18 protein-coding genes are annotated in these 18,631 nt (G+C 44.5%); 15 read left to right on the top strand and 3 right to left on the bottom strand.

The genetic code is table 11. From position 1 onward, the window contains the following. Positions 1–209 precede the first annotated feature (209 nt). Both yhbY and AB9H30_RS04055 read left to right on the top strand, forming a co-directional pair. Entirely contained in the window at positions 210–506 is a 297-nt protein-coding gene (gene yhbY, locus AB9H30_RS04050) for a ribosome assembly RNA-binding protein YhbY (RefSeq protein ID WP_371193363.1), read from the top strand. 9 nt (positions 507–515) lie between these two features. After that, positions 516–1,292, top strand: coding sequence for an SDR family NAD(P)-dependent oxidoreductase (locus AB9H30_RS04055; RefSeq protein ID WP_371193479.1), 777 nt, complete (start codon positions 516–518; stop codon positions 1,290–1,292). Between the two features lie 36 nt (positions 1,293–1,328). On the opposite strand, the gene AB9H30_RS04060 is transcribed toward AB9H30_RS04055, so the two are convergent. Then, positions 1,329–3,731 carry a Lon protease family protein gene (locus AB9H30_RS04060; RefSeq protein ID WP_371193364.1) on the bottom strand — a complete coding sequence of 801 codons (2,403 nt, stop codon included), beginning with the start codon at positions 3,729–3,731 and terminating at the stop codon, positions 1,329–1,331. Between the two features lie 212 nt (positions 3,732–3,943). On the opposite strand from AB9H30_RS04060, the gene leuS reads away from it, so the two are divergent. The 13 genes from leuS to lipA all read left to right on the top strand — a co-directional run bounded on the left by leuS (position 3,944) and on the right by lipA (position 17,121). Continuing rightward, entirely contained in the window at positions 3,944–6,574 is a 2,631-nt protein-coding gene (leuS, locus tag AB9H30_RS04065; RefSeq protein ID WP_371193365.1) for a leucine--tRNA ligase, read from the top strand. An 81-nt stretch (positions 6,575–6,655) separates the two neighbouring features. Then, entirely contained in the window at positions 6,656–7,180 is a 525-nt protein-coding gene (gene lptE, locus AB9H30_RS04070; protein ID WP_371193366.1) for an LPS assembly lipoprotein LptE, read from the top strand. Beyond that, a complete protein-coding gene (gene holA, locus AB9H30_RS04075) occupies positions 7,180–8,211 on the top strand; it encodes a DNA polymerase III subunit delta (protein WP_371193367.1) in 1,032 nt (343 codons plus the stop codon). The genes lptE and holA overlap by 1 nt, the downstream gene beginning before the upstream one ends. After that, positions 8,211–8,981, top strand: a complete 771-nt coding sequence (gene nadD, locus AB9H30_RS04080) for a nicotinate (nicotinamide) nucleotide adenylyltransferase (protein WP_371193368.1) — start codon at positions 8,211–8,213, stop codon at positions 8,979–8,981. The genes holA and nadD overlap by 1 nt, the downstream gene beginning before the upstream one ends. 13 nt (positions 8,982–8,994) lie before the next feature. Then, positions 8,995–9,312, top strand: a complete 318-nt coding sequence (gene rsfS / locus AB9H30_RS04085) for a ribosome silencing factor (protein ID WP_371193369.1) — start codon at positions 8,995–8,997, stop codon at positions 9,310–9,312. 13 nt (positions 9,313–9,325) lie between these two features. Then, entirely contained in the window at positions 9,326–9,796 is a 471-nt protein-coding gene (gene rlmH / locus AB9H30_RS04090; RefSeq protein WP_371193370.1) for a 23S rRNA (pseudouridine(1915)-N(3))-methyltransferase RlmH, read from the top strand. 1 nt (position 9,797) lies between these two features. Then, positions 9,798–11,708 carry a penicillin-binding protein 2 gene (gene mrdA, locus AB9H30_RS04095; RefSeq protein WP_371193371.1) on the top strand — a complete coding sequence of 637 codons (1,911 nt, stop codon included), beginning with the start codon at positions 9,798–9,800 and terminating at the stop codon, positions 11,706–11,708. Beyond that, positions 11,705–12,817 (top strand): rod shape-determining protein RodA, encoded by a 1,113-nt coding sequence (rodA, locus tag AB9H30_RS04100; protein WP_371193372.1) that lies wholly within the window; start codon positions 11,705–11,707, stop codon positions 12,815–12,817. The genes mrdA and rodA overlap by 4 nt, the downstream gene beginning before the upstream one ends. Positions 12,818–12,967: 150 nt before the next feature. Further along, positions 12,968–13,936 (top strand): septal ring lytic transglycosylase RlpA family protein, encoded by a 969-nt coding sequence (locus tag AB9H30_RS04105; RefSeq protein WP_371193373.1) that lies wholly within the window; start codon positions 12,968–12,970, stop codon positions 13,934–13,936. A 111-nt stretch (positions 13,937–14,047) separates the two neighbouring features. Beyond that, positions 14,048–15,196 carry a D-alanyl-D-alanine carboxypeptidase family protein gene (locus AB9H30_RS04110; RefSeq protein ID WP_371193374.1) on the top strand — a complete coding sequence of 383 codons (1,149 nt, stop codon included), beginning with the start codon at positions 14,048–14,050 and terminating at the stop codon, positions 15,194–15,196. After that, positions 15,193–15,459: a DUF493 family protein YbeD gene (ybeD, locus tag AB9H30_RS04115; protein WP_371193480.1), complete on the top strand. Its 267-nt coding sequence runs from the start codon at positions 15,193–15,195 to the stop codon at positions 15,457–15,459. Before AB9H30_RS04110 ends, ybeD begins: the two co-directional genes overlap by 4 nt. 122 nt (positions 15,460–15,581) lie before the next feature. Next, the gene (gene lipB, locus AB9H30_RS04120; RefSeq protein ID WP_371193481.1) at positions 15,582–16,166 is read left to right on the top strand and encodes a lipoyl(octanoyl) transferase LipB; all 585 of its coding nucleotides are present in this window, start codon (positions 15,582–15,584) and stop codon (positions 16,164–16,166) included. Next, on the top strand, positions 16,159–17,121 hold the full coding sequence (gene lipA / locus AB9H30_RS04125; RefSeq protein ID WP_371193375.1) for a lipoyl synthase: 963 nt from the start codon (positions 16,159–16,161) through the stop codon (positions 17,119–17,121). Before lipB ends, lipA begins: the two co-directional genes overlap by 8 nt. A gap of 8 nt (positions 17,122–17,129) precedes the next feature. On the opposite strand, the gene AB9H30_RS04130 is transcribed toward lipA, so the two are convergent. Together AB9H30_RS04130 and AB9H30_RS04135 are read right to left on the bottom strand one after the other, a co-directional pair. Beyond that, entirely contained in the window at positions 17,130–17,585 is a 456-nt protein-coding gene (locus AB9H30_RS04130; RefSeq protein ID WP_371193376.1) for an ATP-dependent zinc protease, read from the bottom strand. Further along, positions 17,585–18,631 (bottom strand): succinylglutamate desuccinylase/aspartoacylase family protein, encoded by a 1,047-nt coding sequence (locus AB9H30_RS04135; RefSeq protein ID WP_371193377.1) that lies wholly within the window; start codon positions 18,629–18,631, stop codon positions 17,585–17,587. The genes AB9H30_RS04130 and AB9H30_RS04135 overlap by 1 nt, the downstream gene beginning before the upstream one ends.

Consider the following 18,631-nt stretch of genomic DNA (forward strand, 5'->3'; position numbering starts at 1 on the left):
AAAAGAAAGATATTTTTCACAAAAGCCGGATTTAAGTACCCTAACACACCTAAGCACGCGAAAAATCTGACCTAAACGATGCTTTTTGCGAAAATCAGGCTCTGAGTGTCGCAATACCTTATAAGTGAAGGTAGAATACAAAAATTCAAGGCTGAATTGATTGATAATCAATCATTCAATCCATTACTCTACTAATATTAGTCAGGTTCATGCATTTAACAACGAAACAAAAGCAATATCTAAAAGGCTTAGCACACCCACTTAAACCAGTCATTCAGCTTGGCAATAACGGACTTACAGAAGGCGTTGTAGCAGAAATTGAAAATGCACTCGCTCACCATGAGCTGATTAAGGTTAAGGTACCTTCGAATGACCGCGAAGAAAAAGCACTCATCATGGACGCCATAGTGGGTGAAACCAAATCTGAAAAAGTGCAAAGCATTGGGCATGTACTCGTCATCTATCGACCCAGTGAAGACGCCAAAATTACCCTTCCACGTCGCTAAACCCAAGGAATAATTATGTCTGCTACAACAGCTATCGTCACTGGCGGGTCTTCAGGATTAGGCTATGCAACAAGCAAAGCCCTAATTGACGCCGGCTGGAAAGTGGTCATGCTTGATATGAACGCCCAAGCAGGTCAGCAACGCATCGCAGAATTTGGAGCACAGAACTGCGCATTTTACGCGCTCAATGTGACCGACGAAGCGGGAGTCGAAGCCGTTATGGCGACCATATTTGCAGAGCATACAAACATTCGTCTATGTTTAAACTGCGCTGGCGTGGCGCCGGCCAAACGTACCTTAGACAGAGAGGGTAACCCAATGCCTCTTGGAGACTTTGCCAAAGCCATCAATATCAACTTAGTTGGTTCGTTCAATGTTGCCCGTGTAGTTGCGTCTTACTTCGCAAAAAATGAAGTGGACGGTGAGTCAGCAGAGCGCGGCCTGATTATTAACACTGCATCAGTGGCTGGATATGAAGGGCAAATCGGTCAAACTGCTTACGCCGCCAGTAAAGGCGGTATTATTGGTTTGTGCTTGCCAATGGCAAGAGATTTAGCCCCATTGGGCATCCGGGTTAATACTATTGCGCCAGGCGTAATGGGGACTCCAATGCTATTAGCCATGCCTGATAAAGTGCAAGACGCCCTAACCGCTAACGTGCAATTTCCTAAGCGACTTGGTTTACCCGAAGAGTTTGCTAAGTTAGTGCTGCATATCTTTGAAAATAAATATTTAAACGCTGAGACCATTCGTTTAGATGGCGGCTTAAGAATGCCGCCAAAGTAAGCCAATCGTTTTGGCTAGGCTTTAAGGCAAAATTAATTAATCGTCATGACCGCCATTGACGGTGGCATAAATTGAAAACAAGCGATGCACTGCACGTTCATGCACTGAGTGTTTAGGGAATCTGCCGCGGGTATTAAGTTTGCCGGCAATCTTGCCAGTCATGATAGTAATGGCTTGGTCCACATCTTCTACCGTGTAAATATGAAAGCGGTTTTCTTCCACCGCTTTACTCACTTCATCACCTAACATCAGATTCACTCGATTAGAGTAGGGAATAATCACGCCTTGTTCACCGCTTAACCCGCGGGTTTTACAGAGCTCGAAGTAGCCTTCAATTTTTTCGTTTATTCCACCCACAGCCTGAACTTCGCCAAACTGATTAATTGAGCCGGTAATCGCGATACTTTGTTTTAATGGAATGTCGGTTAATGCTGAGATCAAAGCAATCAACTCACCCAATGAAGCACTGTCACCGTCGATATATCCGTAAGATTGCTCTAAGGCAATATTTGCCGATAGCGTAAGCGGAAACTCCTGAGCATATTTGTTGCCTAAGTAACCGGTAAGTAGCAATACACCTTTAGAGTGAATAGACTGTCCTAACTCAACTTCTCGCTCAATATCGACAACGCCGGTGCTGCCAGCATATACCGTTGCAGTTACGCGAGCGGGTGTACCAAAGGCGGTATCACCTACTTCCAATACGGTCAGACCGTTTAAGGTGCCAACCGCATCTCCAGATGTGCTGATCAGCACGTGACCTTCTTGAATATCTTGCAAAAAATTATCTGCTACGCGACCAGTGCGCATTTTTTTTGCACTTAGCGCTTCGTTGATATCTTCTATACATAAAAAATTACGCATCGCCTTATCACAGAAGTATTTTGCTTCATGAAGCAGCTCTAAAATATCTGCAAAACGTGCGCTTAATTTCGATTGATGCTCAGATATTCTTAAACTGTGTTGAGCAAGTTTTTCAACCGCGTCAATATCGATTGAGCTTAAACCTAAAGAATGAACTTCTGTGGTGATGCGCGCCAAAAAATGCTGCAGATTGCGAGGATTCAAATCAATTTCATTTTCAAAATCCACCAGCACTCTAAAAAGCTCCGAATACTCATGGTCATAGTCTTGCAGGGTATAATAAAGATCTCTAGAGCCCAGCAATATGAGCTTGCAACTCAAGGGAATAGGCTCTGGGTTTTGAGTGATGGAATTAACCATCCCCACTTCTTGCTGTGGCAGTTCTAATTTAATCCGCTCAAATTTAAGCGCCAGCTTTAAGGCTTCCCACACATGAGCTTGGGCGAGTAACTTGTCAGCATCGAGCACTAAATATCCGCCATTCGCTTTGTGTAGCGCACCGGCAGTGATCATTCTGTAGTTAGTGTAAACCGAGCCCTGAACGCTGGTATATTCTATTTTACCAAATAAATTTTGATAGCTTGGGTTGGCTTCATATACCAAGGGCATGCGCGCATTTTGTTTGTTGTTTACTAAACTATTGGGCAAATAAATATCGACTAACATTGCGCGTTGATCGAATTCATCTTGTTTGTCATCTTTATGTTCTTGAGAAAGCGTTTCTACGATCGTTTCGACAATATGCGATTTAAGTTGTTTTAAATATTTTAAAATAGGGATATGGCTACTGTACTTTTGCTCGAGATCTTTTATCAGTGGTCGCACACCCTGCTCCGCCAACTGAATTTTTAAGGTCTTTTGCTGCTCAGCTGCTTCTCGTTGCCAACCTGGGAGTTCTAATAAGGCTTCGGTTAAACTAATTTCAAGTTCATCAATCAGTTGATAATAATGTTCGCGCGTTTGGTCTGGCTGGCTCGAAAAGTCAGCATCACTGACCGGTTGCCCTTCAACAATAGGCGCAAAACTGATGTTATTACCTTCTTCTACCAAGGCAATACCTTTTTGAAAGGCCAGTTTTTCGACTTCATCAATCGCCTTGTCGTATTTTTGCTCAAAGTGACGCGTAATAGCAGCTTTGCGGCGTTGGTAGCCAGGATTTTCATAGGATGCAGGAAAAGTAGCCAATACTTCGTCAATCAGGGTCTCTATATCACGTACAAAAACCGTGCTTTCACCCGCCGGCATTTTCAGAACCTTGGGTTCGCGTTCATTTTCTAAATTATTAAGATACAACCAATCGAACAACTCGTGATTAAGTGACTTATGATTCTGAATGTACTCTTTTATTAGAGTAAATCTACCGGTTGCCTGCTCACCCATTACATACATGTTGTAGCCCGGAGATGTTACTCCAAGACCGAACTCAAAAGCTCGCTTTGCTCGCTCCTGCCCAATCAGTAGGTCGGAGTTTGCGAGGTCAGCGGAGTCGGCAATAGGCAAATCTGCAAATGAAATGCGTGCTGAGAGTTGGTGATGTTTTAGTCGCGTGCTTTGTGCAACGTCTTTTAATGTCATAAGAAAACTTTATCGATGTTATGTGGGTTCAATGTGTATTAGAGATGGCTCTGGGCTTCGCTCTTAGCGATAAGTGTATCTTATTATCTAATCATAGACTGCAAATATTTAAGCATGTACTGTCACGACTAACAGAAAGGCTTGTGATATGCAGGCTTGGCAAGGTATTCTATAACCCCAAAATAAACCGATAAATGAGAATCGCAAACTAGATGTCCAGCTACGACGAAAATGCGACCAGCGCGCACACCTATGACCCCCGTTCGATTGAGCAAGATGCTCAGCAGCATTGGATCAATACAAAAGTATTTGAGGCTAATCAAGACGATGGAAAAGAGAAGTACTATTGCATGTCGATGTTTCCCTATCCTAGCGGCAGGCTGCATATGGGACATGTGCGCAATTATACTATCGGTGATGTGGTTAGCCGCTTTCAACGTATGCAGGGCAAAAATGTCCTGCAACCAATCGGTTGGGATGCGTTTGGCTTACCTGCTGAAAACGCAGCCATAGAAAACAAAACGGCGCCGAGTAAATGGACGCTGCAAAATATCGAATATATGAAAGGGCAACTCAATGCACTTGGTTTTGGTTATGACTGGCGCAGAGAAGTCACCACTTGCGATCCCGAGTACTATCGCTGGGAACAATGGTTTTTTACGCGTTTATTTGAAAAAGGCTTAGTGTATAAAAAACATGCGACGGTTAATTGGGACCCAGTCGATCAAACTGTGCTTGCCAATGAACAAGTGATCGATGGGCGCGGCTGGCGCTCTGGTGCACTAGTTGAACAAAAAGAAATTCCGCAGTGGTTCATCAAAATCACCGACTATGCAGAACAACTGCTCGCCGACCTAGACAAATTGCCTGATTGGCCGGCACAGGTCAAAACTGCACAACGCAACTGGATTGGACGCTCTGAAGGCGTTGAAATTAGTTTTGACTTAGCTAAAGAGACCGCTGGGTATCAAGACATAGAAGTCTATACTACCCGACCTGATACCTTATATGGGGCTACCTATTTAGCCATCGCTGCTCAGCACCCTATTGCTTTGTCTATAAGCGAAGATAATCCGCAAATCGCAGCATTTATTGAAAAGTGTAAAAACACAAAAACAGCTGAAGCAGAGTTAGCCACCATGGAGAAGCTCGGCATAGACACTGGATTGTTTGCCGCGCATCCACTTACCGGCGACGCCATGCCGATTTGGATCGCAAATTTTGTGCTGATGGGATACGGCTCTGGCGCAGTAATGTCGGTTCCGGCTCATGATCAAAGGGACTGGGAATTTGCCACAAAATATCACTTGCCAATCAAACAAGTAGTTGAGTTTAAACAAGACGACATCGACGCTGATATTTCAAAAGCGGCCTATTGCGAAAAACATACCGTGATTAATTCAGGGGAATATTCAGGAATGTCTTTCGAAAGTGCATTTGATGCCATAGCTGACAAACTTTCGCAAATGAACAAAGGCAAGAAAACCGTCAACTATCGTTTGCGTGATTGGGGCGTGTCCCGCCAGCGCTATTGGGGTGCGCCGATTCCGATTGTGAACGACGAAGAAGGCCACTCCTATGCAGTGGCAGAACAAGATTTACCCGTAATACTCCCTACTGATGTGGTAATGGATGGTGTTACCTCCCCGATTAAAGCAGATCCACAGTGGGCTCAAACACAGCATAATGGCAAAGCCATGTTGCGAGAAACTGACACCTTCGATACATTCATGGAGTCGTCTTGGTACTACGCACGCTATGCCTCAGCGCCAAGCGACGCGATGCTTGACCCCAAAGAAGCCAACTATTGGCTGCCCGTCGACCAATATATCGGCGGTATAGAGCATGCAATATTGCATCTTTTGTATGCGCGTTTTTTCCACAAACTGCTTCGCGATGAAGATTTAGTTTCGTCAGACGAACCCTTTAAGCGCCTGCTATGCCAAGGCATGGTGTTAGCCAATGCGTTTTACTCAAAGGCAGACAACGGCAAAGAGATCTGGCACGCGCCCGACAGTATCACCGTCGAGCGAGATGACAAAGGCCGAATTTGTGGCGGCGTAGTCACCGACACAGGCGCTCCCGTTCAGTACGCTGGCATGATAAAAATGTCAAAGTCTAAAAATAATGGTATTGACCCCCAAAAGGTCATCGACATTTATGGCGCTGATACAATTCGACTTTACACCATGTTTGCAGCTCCACCCGAGCAAGATTTAGAGTGGATTGAATCGGGTGTTGAAGGTGCTAATCGTTTTTTACGCAGACTATGGCGCTTAGTTAGTGAGTTTGCTTCAGAGCACTTACAGGCTGATTTGCCGCAGATTGACAGCAAAGCCTTGTCGAAGAAGCAAAAAGCGCTACGCAAAGAAGTGCACAGTAAAATTGAGTCGATTACCGACGATGTAGAGCGGCGTCAAACATTTAATACTGCTGTTGCAAAAATGATGGAACTGCTAAACGCCTTGCAAAAATATGAGCTAAACGACGCGCAAGACACAGCCATTTATCATGAAGGTATTATCGCCTTAACCAAGATGTTAAATCCATACACGCCGCATATTTGTGAAGCATTATGGGGCTTGCTTAAACAGACCAGTGCATTGCAAACACAAGCTTGGCCTACAGTTGACCAATCGGCGTTGGTAGAAGATGAAAAACTGATCATCGTACAGGTGAATGGCAAAGTGCGTGCTAAACTCACAGTACCTGCTGACATTACCAATCCAGAGCTTGAAGCAATGGCGCTGGCGCACGAAAATGTAGTGAGCTTTACCAACGGTAAAACAGTTCGTAAAGTCATAGTAGTGCCTGGAAAACTTGTCAATATCGTGGCTAACTAGAGGCCGTTTGCAGTAACTTATGGAGGCAAAGATTTGACTATAAGCACTTTGCGCAGTGTTATCCTTATAGCAGTAATGCTGATGTCATTAATCATAGGCGGCTGTGGCTTCAGTTTACGTGGATCTCAGGCATTGCCAGAGTCTATAGATACTGTGGTGATAAATGCTTCCCTGCAGTTTTCTCCACTTTCTCGGGCCTTGAGTGAGCGATTGCCGATTTATCAGCTTCGTAGCATAACTGCGGGGTCCGATTTAGCAGAAACCTTAGACCCAGCGGCAACCGTATTGATTAATCTGCAGCCTGAGAATTTAGAGCGCCGCCTACTATCGGTATTTTCAAGTGGTCAGGTAGCTGAGTATGAGTTGATATACACGGTTAATTATCAAGTGGTATTTCCCAACGCAAGGCCCATTAGCAATAGTCTTTCAGTCATGCGTGAATATCAAGATGACCCACAGCAAATTCTAGCAAAATCGCGTGAATTGGAGCTGGTTATGGATGAAATGCGCATAGAATCAGCCGATAGAATGGTGCGCCTATTGTCGAGCCAATATAATTTAAGACAGCCGCAACAGTCCCTCTCTTCTGGCTCAAGGTCAAATTAGTGCAGCTTAAACCCAATCAATTTAGCGCTCATCTCGCGAAAAACCCACTACCATCGATTGTTTTACTGTTTGGCGATGAGCCACAGCAAAAGCAAGATGTCTTGGATGCCTTGCGAAAAAAGGCCAAAGAACATGGTTTTGACGAGCGTCAGACTTTAGTGGCTGACAGCGATTTTTCTTGGCATCAATTGGTAGATGCGACTCAGGCAATGTCGCTATTTTCAGATAAACAATATATTGAACTCACGCTACCAACAGGTAAGCCAGGTACACAAGGTGCAGCTACGCTAACGGAGATTTCGCAAACTATTAGCGCTGATACCTTACTGTTGATCCAAGGCCCTAAAATTGGCAAAGACGTGCAAAATGCCAAATGGTTTAAACAATTACTTAATCACGCTTGGTTTTGTCATTGTTATGAGCTTCAGGGCGGCCAATTAAGCCAATGGTTAAAGCAAAGAGCCAATGGTATTGGATTGCCTTTAAGCGAAGATGCTATTCACCTTATTTGTGACATGAACGAAGGTAATTTACTGGCGGCCAATCAAGAGTTAGAAAAACTAGGTTTATTGTTCCCAAATGCGCAATCCATTGATGCAAAACAGGTGAGCCAGGCCAGCGTTGATCAATCTCGCTTCACGGTATTTCAATTTGCAGACGAGGTGCTCGCTGGAAATATGCAGCGCGCCGTTAAAATATTATATCGTTTAGAAAGTGAAGGCTTAGAGCCAAACATCATACTATGGTCACTCATAAAAGAAGCGCAACTATTAGAACAGTGCTATGGCTTTATGCAGCGAGGTGAAGCCATTCCGTTTATGAAAATGCGCATTTGGCAAAACAAGCAGAGCTTATACAATGCGGCGCTAATGCGTTTAAACGGCGGTCACCTGCAGATCCTTATTAAGCACCTACAGCAAGCTGATGCGATGTTAAAATCTGAGAGCATCAGCAAGCCATACGTATTGTTGAGTCACTTAGCCCTGCTATTTTTACCGGCTCCTTTAGAACATTTTTCATTAAGCACATAATGCAGTCGCCCGAACGATTACTATTGAAAGCAGTATTTGGCGGAACCTTTGATCCCCCTCACCATGGTCATATGCAACCTTTGCTAGCGGTACTTGAGTCCTTAGATATGCAAAGCTGCGAGCTCATTCCAAGTCATATTCCGGTGCACAAACAGGCCTGTTCAAGCGCTCAGCATCGGCTCAATATGACCCAAATATTTGCGCGACAAGATAGTCGCTTGCTGGTCAATAAGATTGAAGTTATGCGCGATTCACCAAGCTATTCTGTGGACACCGTTTGTGCGCTGAGTGAGCAACACCCAGAGCATGCTATTTGTTTTATTATGGGACTTGATGCGTTTTTAGGCCTAGCCTCTTGGCACTTGCCGCACACCCTGATGCAAAAATGTCATATTGTCGTGATGATGAGGGGCGAAGCAACATATCCCTTGGCAGACGATAATACTCAGCAGCGCCTTATACGCTTTTTAGAATCGTACCATAAAGCAAATATTCCTCGTGAAATACTGCCCTCAATTAGCGATGACCTTAGGCATCTCTTACCCGAGCAGCTTTATTTAGTCGACAAAATGACACAAAATGCACAAAACCAACGCATAAACGGTATACTGCGTGCATCGAAGCAAGGTGAGGTCGTATTTGTGTTAAATCCGCAAACCGAGATTTCATCAACCATGATACGCCGCGCAATAGCAGATGGCGTATCTACTGAACAATGGTTAACGCCTGACATCATCGAATATATTCAGGCCCACCGCATTTATTCTTAATAAAGGTAAAAGATTGAAAGACTCAACATTGACACAATTTGTACTTGATAAAATCGAAGACATGAAAGCCCGCGATATCGTTGTTATCGACGTGGTTGGAAAAAGCACGATCACCGATACGCTGGTTGTTTGCTCTGGCAATTCAAAAAGACATGTATCCTCAATTGCCGCTAACTTGATCAAAGAAAGTAAACTGGCTGGCCATCCTCCGCTTAGTGTAGAGGGCAAGGAAACCGGTGAGTGGGTCTTAGTTGACTTAGGCGACGTTGTTGCCCACGTCATGCAAGATGATACTCGGGATTTTTACCAGCTTGAGAAGCTTTGGCAGTAGATTAGCTTTACATATGCAGATTCAAGTTGTTGCAGTAGGGAACAAAATGCCCGGTTGGGTGGTCGAAGGCGTTAATGAATACACCAAGCGCTTTGGACCAGACTGTCGAGTTAGCTTTACTGAAATTACTCCCGGTAAACGAGGCAAAACCACCAACATCGAAAAGACCATTTTTGATGAGGGTCAGCGTTGTTTGCAAAGTATTCCCAAAGGGAACCGTGTAGTGGCCTTAGAGGTCACCGGCAAGTCTTGGTCTACGCCGATGCTTGCAGAGCAGTTAGAGCGTTGGAAGTTAGATGGTCGCGACGTAAGCCTGTTGATTGGTGGTCCAGAAGGATTATCAAATGAATGCAAAGACGCTGCTGAGCAGAAGTGGTCGCTCTCAGACTTGACGCTTCCACACCCACTGGTGAGAGTCATCGTTGCCGAAGCGCTTTATCGCGCATGGTCAGTTACCCAAAATCATCCCTATCATAGAGAATAGAATGGGAAAAAAAAGACAAACAATTCGTGATCATTCGGCCGAAGCAAATCTTTTTGCACGGCGGACATTTGTATCGATGTTGCTTGTTCTTGTATTTTTAAGCCTGATTATCGTTAACTTATATAACTTACAGGTAAATCAGTTCGAAGATTACCAAACCCGCTCCAACGGTAATCGTATTAAAGTTCTTCCAATTCCTCCTAACCGCGGCCTAATTTATGATCGTAATGGAGTCATACTTGCAGAAAACAGACCCGTATTTAGTTTAGAAATTATTCCCGAAGAAGTAGATGATTTAGACAATACCATCGCTCAACTTACATCGCTGATGGAATTGACCGAAGATGAAATTGATCGCTTTGAGCAAGAGCGTAAACGTCAGCGCCGATTTAAACCCGTTGCAATACGAAATCAATTAAGCCAACAAGATGTGGCTATTTTTGCCGCGAACCAACATCTATTCGCCGGCGTTTCGATAGAAGCAAGGCTATCTCGTTATTATCCATTCAAAGATACCCTCACCCACATGCTTGGATACGTAGCCAGAATAAACAAACGAGACCTTGCAAAACTCGAAGACAGTGGTCAAGCTGCCAACTATGCGGCGACCCACGACATCGGTAAACAAGGCGTCGAAAAGTTCCATGAAAACACCTTGCACGGTCAGGTTGGGTATCAACAGGTTGAGGTAAATAATCAGGGGCGCGTGATCAGAGTACTTGATTTTCAGGAACCAATTCCAGGTCAAGATATTGCGTTGAATATCGACATTGAGCTTCAGCAAAAAGCTCAACAAGAACTAGCCGGAAGACGCGGTTCGGTAGTGATAACCGATCCTCGGACGGGCGGCGTGCTGGCGCTTTACAGCAGCCCGAGCTACGACCCCAACTTATTTGTGCATGGAATTAGTCAAAAGGAATATTCAAAACTGCTTAATTCTAAATACAGTCCCCTGCTAAACCGTGCGACGCAGGGCAGATACCCTCCTGCCTCGACAATTAAGGCACATCTTGCCTTAATTGGTTTGGAAGAAGGCGTGATTACCGCCGACACTACCATCCAAGATACCGGAACTTATCAATTAAAAAATGTCGCTCACGTTTGGCGGGATTGGAAAAAATGGGGGCATGGAGAGGTTGGCGTTACCCGCTCGGTTGAGGTGTCTTGTGATATATTTTACTATGATCTTGCCTTCAAGTTGGGTATTGACCGCATTCACGAAGGCATGAGCGAATTTGGATTTGGACAGTTCACGGGCCTCGATTTGTATGAAGAATCGGAGGCGATTTTACCCTCCAGAGGCTGGAAAAGAGCACGTTTCAATGAGCCATGGTATATCGGCGACACAATATCTATAGGCATCGGCCAAGGATATTGGAACGCCACACCTATTCAGATGGTTCAATCTCTTAACTTTTTGGTTAACAAAGGTGAGCGACATGTACCGCGCCTTTTGAAAGGCTATATGTTGGAGGGTGAAGTACAAGACTTGCCCGTAGAAATGAAACCACCAATGACCATCGTTGACGAAACTAATTGGAACTTGGTGCTTGATTCCCTATATGGAACGGTCAACAGAGAGCATGGAACTGCGCGCACGGCTTTCCTTAATACTCCTTATACTTCAGCTGGCAAAACGGGCACCGCGCAACTTTTTACCGTTGCTCAAGACGAAGAGTATAACGAAGACGCCATCTCAGAATATCTGCGCGACAACGCTATGTATGTAGGTTATGCGCCTTATGACAGGCCAGAAATAAGCATCGCCGTTACCATAGAAAATGCAGGAGGGGGAAGCTCTAATGCTGCGCCATTGGCAAGAAGAGTCATGGACTTTTATTTTGAGCGAGCGACCGCAGCAAAAATTGCTCAAACGTCGACTCAAGAGCCTCAAAGCGAAAGCATACAATGAGCAAGGCCTTTACTCCTGCTCGGCGCTCATTTTTAGAAAAAGTGCATATCGATGGATTTTTGCTCTTTTCCTTAGCCTCTCTTATGATAGTTGGCCTACTGACAATTTTTTCCTCTGGTGGGCAAGACTGGGATCTCGTTAATCGGCAGCTTGTTCGTTTAGGTCTTGCGATTACCGTAATGGTGATACTAGCGCAAATACCGATTATGTTTTATCAACGCTTTGCGATATATGCCTATGTTATCGGCGTGCTTATGCTAGTTGGAGTATTACTGTTTGGTGATATTGGCAAAGGTGCTCAGCGCTGGCTAGATTTTGGTTTTGTGCGCTTTCAGCCTTCTGAAATTATGAAACTAGCAGTACCTTTAATGGTCGCTTGGTATATTAGTAGAGGCGATTTGCCTCCGCGTAATCGCGACGTTGTTGTAGGCTTTATTTTAGTGTTCATCCCCACTATTTTAATTGCTAAACAACCGGATTTAGGCACCTCATTATTAATTGCTAGCTCAGGGATATTTGTGCTGTTTTTAGCTGGAATGGCATGGAAGTTAATCAGCTATATTGCCTTATTAGGTGGTGCGTTTGCGCCCATCATGTGGTTTTTCTTGATGGAGGAGTACCAAAAACAAAGAGTGACTACTTTTATTAACCCCGAAAGCGACCCGCTTGGCGCCGGATATCATATCATTCAATCGAAGATCGCGATTGGTTCAGGCGGTGTCGAAGGTAAAGGCTGGTTGCAGGGCACGCAGTCGCAGCTTGAGTTTTTGCCTGAACGCCATACTGATTTTATCTTTGCTGTGTATAGCGAAGAGTTTGGTCTAATTGGCGTAATTGGTCTGTTGATTATATATTTATGTATTATTTTGCGGGGCTTATATATCGCTAACAAGGCTCAGGACGCTTTCAGTAAATTATTAGCTGGCAGTATCACGCTGACCTTTTTTGTTTATGTGTTCGTGAATATGGGTATGGTATCTGGATTGTTACCGGTGGTTGGCGTACCCTTGCCGCTAATCAGTTATGGCGGTACATCGATGGTTACGCTGCTTGCGGGTTTTGGTATATTAATGTCAATTAGCACACAAAAAAGGCTGATGTCTCGTTAACTTACATACTATAATCTATCCCGTTTAGCATCTAAATATTTCGCTCGTTACATAGCTAAATAATTACTTAGTTAGATATAATTTGCTTAGATGTAATTTGCTTAGACAACAATAAAAACTCACTATCTTGAATAAGGTTGCAGGAAGCATATGTTTAGGGTTTCGCAAAAAAAATTGCTATTTATCGGCGTCTGGTTACTGGTTATTCAAGCGTGCTCAACCGCGCCAAGTAGCCGCTATGCTATTAAACAAGACTCTGCACCTAAATTTGAATACGGCGAAATTTCATATATAGAGCCGGTTCCAAGGTTCGAACCTTATAGCGTCTGGACAAGCCGCCCCTATGAGGTGCTTGGCGGTTTCTATACACCTATGCTCGATGGCAAGGGCTATGAAGAAATTGGCTATTCCTCATGGTATGGACAAAAGTTTCATGGGCATAAAACAGCGAATGGCGAAGTTTTTGACATGTTTGCACTTACCGCGGCACACAAGACTCTTCCACTGCCATCGTTTGCAAGAGTGACCAATTTAGAAAATAATAAAACCATCACGGTGAGGGTTAATGACCGTGGACCTTTTCATGACGACCGTATTTTAGATTTGTCGTATGGCGCTGCCAAAAAGCTAGGCTTTCACGGGAAAGGGGTTACAAAAGTAAAAGTTGAGGTAATTCACGTGTCAGAATCAGGCTTGGTGAGTATCGGCAGCAAACAAAGTTCTGAAACACTGCTGGCAAGTAAGCAACCCAATTCCATCACTAGCGACAATCTTGCGCAATTAGAGACATCTGTCGCCACAAGCAATATCGAAAGTCAAAAAAGTACCACTGATATTCGTAGTGAGCAACAAAGCGGATTGTTGCTCGATGGTGACTCCTTGCAAGATATATTGCTTTTCGTGCAAGTAACCGCAAGCTCAAATGGCACTAAAGTAAAGGAGCTTGCAACGGGTCTATCTAATTTATTGCAGGTCCCTAACAGTATTCCAAAACTGAATAATGTTTATCGTTTGCATTTAGGACCAATGGAAAATGAACAAAAAGCAGAAAAGCTTATCCAAGACTTAAGTAAGATTGGATTTGATAATGCCTTTCGAGTTGAATTCAATCCACAATAACGATAAAGGCCAATATTAGCGGTAAAACACTGTTGTTAACCATCGCAATGAGATAACATTTGCCAACTCGAAACCATACAAAAGCTGATTAAAAAAGGTAGCCCAAACGACATGCGCTTAATCACCCTATTTTCTACCCTACTGATGCTAACGCTAGCCCAAGCGGCAGTGGTTATTCCACCGCCGCCCCAAGTAGCCGCGGGTGGTTTCTTATTAATGGACCACCAGACGGGCCACATTATCGCCGAAAAGAATATTGATCAGCGCCTAGCACCAGCAAGTTTAACCAAAATAATGACGGTGTATGTGGTTGGTAAAGAACTTCAAGCCGGCAACATCAGTATGGATGACGAAGTTACCGTATCGGAAAACGCTTGGGCGAAGAACTTCCCTGATTCGTCTAAAATGTTTATTGAAGTCGGCACAAAAGTGACGGTTAGAGAACTCATGCAGGGTATTATGGTGCAGTCAGGTAATGATGCCTGCGTGGCAATATCTGAACATGTTGCTGGCTCAGAATCAGCCTTCGCAAGTATGATGAACGCCCATGCCCAAAATCTTGGCATGACCAACACCAACTTCGTCAATAGTCACGGCTTGCATGATCCTGACCATTACACCTCACCGCGTGATATGGCGTTGCTATCTTCAGCCTTAATAGCCGAAGTGCCAGAAGTATACAAAACCTACAGTCAACGTGAATACACCTATAACGGCATCAAGCAATTTAATCGCAACAGCTTACTTTGGGATAAAAGTCTAAACGTAGACGGCATAAAGACTGGGCATACTTCAGATTCAGGCTACAGCTTAATAACCTCAGCTACTCAAGGCGATATGCGTTTGGTATCGGTAGTGATGGGCACTGATAGTGAACGCTCGCGCAAATCAGAAAACAAAAAACTGCTTCGTTATGGCTTTCGATTTTTCGAGTCTGTAACGCCATACCAAGCAGGACAGAGCTTTGTGGCGCACCGTATTTTTATGGGTGACAAAGACACTGTTGAGCTAGGAATAAATGTCGACACCCCGATTACTATTCCAAGAGGACAGGCTGCACAGTTGAAAGCGCACTTTGAGCTTAGTCAAAAGTTACAAGCGCCAATTGCAAAAGGCATAGAAGTAGGCACTTTGAGTCTAAAACTCGAAGACGAAACCATTGCGACTTATCCACTCGTAACGCTTGAAGAAGTTCAAGAAGGCGGAATATTTGACCGTGCTATGGACTGGATCAGTTTGAAAATAGGCCTAGAAGAATAATGGATACGCATTTTGACCAACTGCTAGATTTCCCGTGCATGCAGACGTTTAAAGTAATGGGCTTAGCAGACCCGACGCTTCCTGAGCAAATCGTCGCATGTTTGCAAGAGCATGCGCCCGGAGACTATGCGCCCAGCGTAAAACCCAGTAGCAAAGGTAAGTATCACGCTGTATCGATTGGCGTTAGAGTCACCAGTAAAGAACATATGGAAACCATATACACAGAGCTGGCACAGATAGAGATTGTTAGGGTGGTACTGTAAGCTTGAACGACAACCATGTTCTCGCTGACAAACATGCGCTAACTGAGCAGCAATTAAATACCAAGCGTGAAACAATTATTCGTAAGCTTGGGCAGCAGGACTATTTGCCAATATGGCAACGAATGCAGCGATTTACCGATACTAGAACACCCGAAACAGCGGATGAAATTTGGTTGACTGAACACGCACCGGTTTTTACTCAGGGCCAAGCTGGAAAAGCCGAGCATATTCTCAACCCAGACGACATTCCGGTAGTTGAAGTCGACCGCGGAGGCCAAGTTACTTATCATGGTCCGGGTCAACTCATGATGTACATTTTGTTGGACATTCGGCGTGCCAAATGGGGGGTAAGAGATTTGGTTTCTGCCCTTGAAAGCTCTATCGTGGCAACATTGAAAGACTATGGCACCCTCGCCTATCCAAAAAAAGATGCACCTGGGGTGTACGTAGGCGAAAAGAAAATTTGCTCGGTCGGTTTAAGAATTCGCAAAGGGGCATCTTTTCATGGCTTAGCGTTTAATGTCGACATGGACTTGTCGCCATTCCAACGAATTAATCCATGTGGCTATGCAGGGCTTGAAATGATAGATTGCACATCTATCGCAGGGCCTCAATCTATGGATGAGGCACAAAACGCGGTAGTTAATTATTTTTGTGATGCCTTGGGTATCAATCAACTTGTTTTTAAAGAAGGCTTTAATGAGTAATTCACGAGCACAAGCAGGCGTAAAACTAAGGGATGAGGATAAAGTTAAGCATATCCCGATCACCATTGTTCCGACCGAAAAATCAGAAATGCTGCGCAAGCCAGAATGGATAAAAATCAAACTTCCACGCACTACCGATCGCATTGACCATATCAAAAGTACTTTGCGCAAAAACAATTTGCATTCGGTATGTGAAGAAGCCAGTTGCCCTAACTTGGCAGAATGCTTTAATCACGGAACGGCTACCTTCATGATTTTAGGTGATATATGCACCCGTCGCTGCCCGTTCTGCGATGTTGGCCACGGTAAGCCGCTTCCTCCAAGTGCTGAAGAACCAGAAAAACTCGCAAAAACCATTGCTGAAATGGGACTCAATTACGTAGTTATAACCTCAGTTGATCGAGATGATTTACGAGATGGCGGCGCCCAACATTTTGTTGACTGCATCAACGCCATCCGTGAGCACAGCCCAAAAACCACTATCGAAGTGTTAGTGCCTGATTTTAGAGGGCGAATGGACAGAGCCCTTGAAATTTTCCAAAACGGCGTGCCTGATGTATTTAATCACAACTTAGAAACCATTCCTCGACTTTATCGTGAGTGTCGTCCGGGCGCGAACTATAAATGGTCGCTTGAGTTACTTCGCAAATTTAAAGAACAACACCCCCAAATCCCTACTAAGTCTGGCTTAATGATGGGCATGGGCGAAGAAAACGATGAAATGAAACTAGTACTCGAAGATTTGCGTGCTCACAACGTTGACATGCTTACTTTAGGTCAGTACCTACAGCCAAGTCGACATCACTATCCGGTAAAACGCTATGTTCCACCGGTCGAGTTTGATGCTTTAGGCGAGTTCGCTAAGAGTATAGGGTTTAGCCAAGCGGCCTGTGGGCCAATGGTTCGCTCTAGTTACCATGCTGACAAACAAGCCATGGGTGAAGAAGTTAAATAATCATCCGATTATGAAGACGGGAGCGAGGCCAAAAAGTCCGCTCCCGGATCGACGATGAACATACCGCTAAGGGCTTCGCGCCCCAGCAACATGAGATGCGTCATTGACGAGCGATCTGTTAGGGTTAACTCGATATCCCATGGGATACCGCCCATTAAAGCCTGAGTTTTAATCACATACCGCCTTTCACGTTCCCCATTTGATGATTTGATCCAGCGCCTATCGTGGATTGGTGTATTGCAGCGAATAGTTTTTTCAATATCGTGAAAATCAGGGTGAAACTCAAAGCTCACTCGCTTTTCTTTTTTGTGGACGACGATATGATCAACATGCAGCGCCGAGGTTTGTGCGCCAGTATCTATTCGAGTATTAATCGCACTTAAACCTAGCTTAGGTAAATCAATACTTTCAACCACACCGACCAGCGTTCGATCTTTCAAATCATTTAGGGGATCATTTGTCATTAATTATCACTCTCGCCTCTGTCAGCGTCAGGTACCATATTTTCTTGAAGCTGCTCAATATGGTCAGCCACTTCATCAGGCGCTTCGAAATTAGCGATATGGTACATCGCGTCACCCTCTTGCACTAACGGAATGTTTTGCTTGCCTATAATTACACCAGCTCGAGGCGCTCTGAGCTTTTCTACAAATAAACCTGTCGGGCTGCAGATTTCAGCGAGTATTTCACCTTGTTTCACGTGGTCTCCAAGCATTTTCACATCGCGAACAATACCACTGCTCGAAGCTCTAATCCAACTTGAGTAGTTTGCTACAAAGGGCTCAACAGCCTTGGTTTTAGAAATACGTTTACGAATTACACCCAAGTGCCCCAGCACGTTTAATATTCCCTTAAGACCTGCTCTAATCGATAACTCATCGAACCTAAGCGCTTGGCCTGCTTCATACAGTAAAACCTTTACACCATGCTCTGATGCGGCCTCTCGCAGAGAACCATCACGCAGGCTTGAGTTAAGCAGTACCGGCACACCAAATATTCTTGCCATGGCTTCGGTTTCAGGATCTTTTAAGTTTGCCCTAACTTGGGGAAAGTTACTGCGATGGATAGCACCCGTGTGCAAATCAATACCATAATCACATTTACTAACAATCTCTTGTAAAAACAGGTGCGCCAAACGCCCCGCAAGAGAGCCTTTGGGAGAGCCCGGAAAACAGCGATTTAAATCCCTGCGATCGGGCATGTATCGAGATTGGTTGAGCATGCCGTAAACATTAACAATGGGCACGGCAATCAGCGTACCGCTGGTCAACCTAAAAGACTTCATAGTCATCAATCTGCGGATAATTTCGATGCCGTTTAACTCATCCCCATGAATCGCGGCACTGATAAACACCGTTGGGCCTGGCTTTTTTGAGCGAATAACCTCGACCGGAATAGACACTTCAGTATCGGTATACAAATTAGCAACGGGTAGCTGAAGCTTTACACGACTACCTGGTTTTATTACCGTATCGCCGATAGTCAGCAGATTATTTGAACTGCCTTTCAT

The organism is Glaciecola sp. SC05 (genome assembly GCF_041380235.1).
In the GTDB taxonomy this organism is placed as follows: Bacteria; Pseudomonadota; Gammaproteobacteria; order Enterobacterales; family Alteromonadaceae; genus Glaciecola.

Coding starts and splice junctions, on each gene's coding strand:
- yhbY (WP_371193363.1), top strand. CDS start 210: ATGCATTTAACAACGAAACAAAAGCAATATCTAAAAGGCTTAGCACAC.
- AB9H30_RS04110 (WP_371193374.1), top strand. CDS start 14,048: ATGCGCTTAATCACCCTATTTTCTACCCTACTGATGCTAACGCTAGCC.
- lptE (WP_371193366.1), top strand. CDS start 6,656: ATGTCATTAATCATAGGCGGCTGTGGCTTCAGTTTACGTGGATCTCAG.
- rlmH (WP_371193370.1), top strand. CDS start 9,326: ATGCAGATTCAAGTTGTTGCAGTAGGGAACAAAATGCCCGGTTGGGTG.
- mrdA (WP_371193371.1), top strand. CDS start 9,798: ATGGGAAAAAAAAGACAAACAATTCGTGATCATTCGGCCGAAGCAAAT.
- AB9H30_RS04135 (WP_371193377.1), bottom strand. CDS start 18,631: ATGAAAGGCAGTTCAAATAATCTGCTGACTATCGGCGATACGGTAATA.
- AB9H30_RS04130 (WP_371193376.1), bottom strand. CDS start 17,585: ATGACAAATGATCCCCTAAATGATTTGAAAGATCGAACGCTGGTCGGT.
- nadD (WP_371193368.1), top strand. CDS start 8,211: ATGCAGTCGCCCGAACGATTACTATTGAAAGCAGTATTTGGCGGAACC.
- AB9H30_RS04060 (WP_371193364.1), bottom strand. CDS start 3,731: ATGACATTAAAAGACGTTGCACAAAGCACGCGACTAAAACATCACCAA.
- lipB (WP_371193481.1), top strand. CDS start 15,582: ATGCAGCGATTTACCGATACTAGAACACCCGAAACAGCGGATGAAATT.
- lipA (WP_371193375.1), top strand. CDS start 16,159: ATGAGTAATTCACGAGCACAAGCAGGCGTAAAACTAAGGGATGAGGAT.
- AB9H30_RS04105 (WP_371193373.1), top strand. CDS start 12,968: ATGTTTAGGGTTTCGCAAAAAAAATTGCTATTTATCGGCGTCTGGTTA.
- leuS (WP_371193365.1), top strand. CDS start 3,944: ATGTCCAGCTACGACGAAAATGCGACCAGCGCGCACACCTATGACCCC.
- rodA (WP_371193372.1), top strand. CDS start 11,705: ATGAGCAAGGCCTTTACTCCTGCTCGGCGCTCATTTTTAGAAAAAGTG.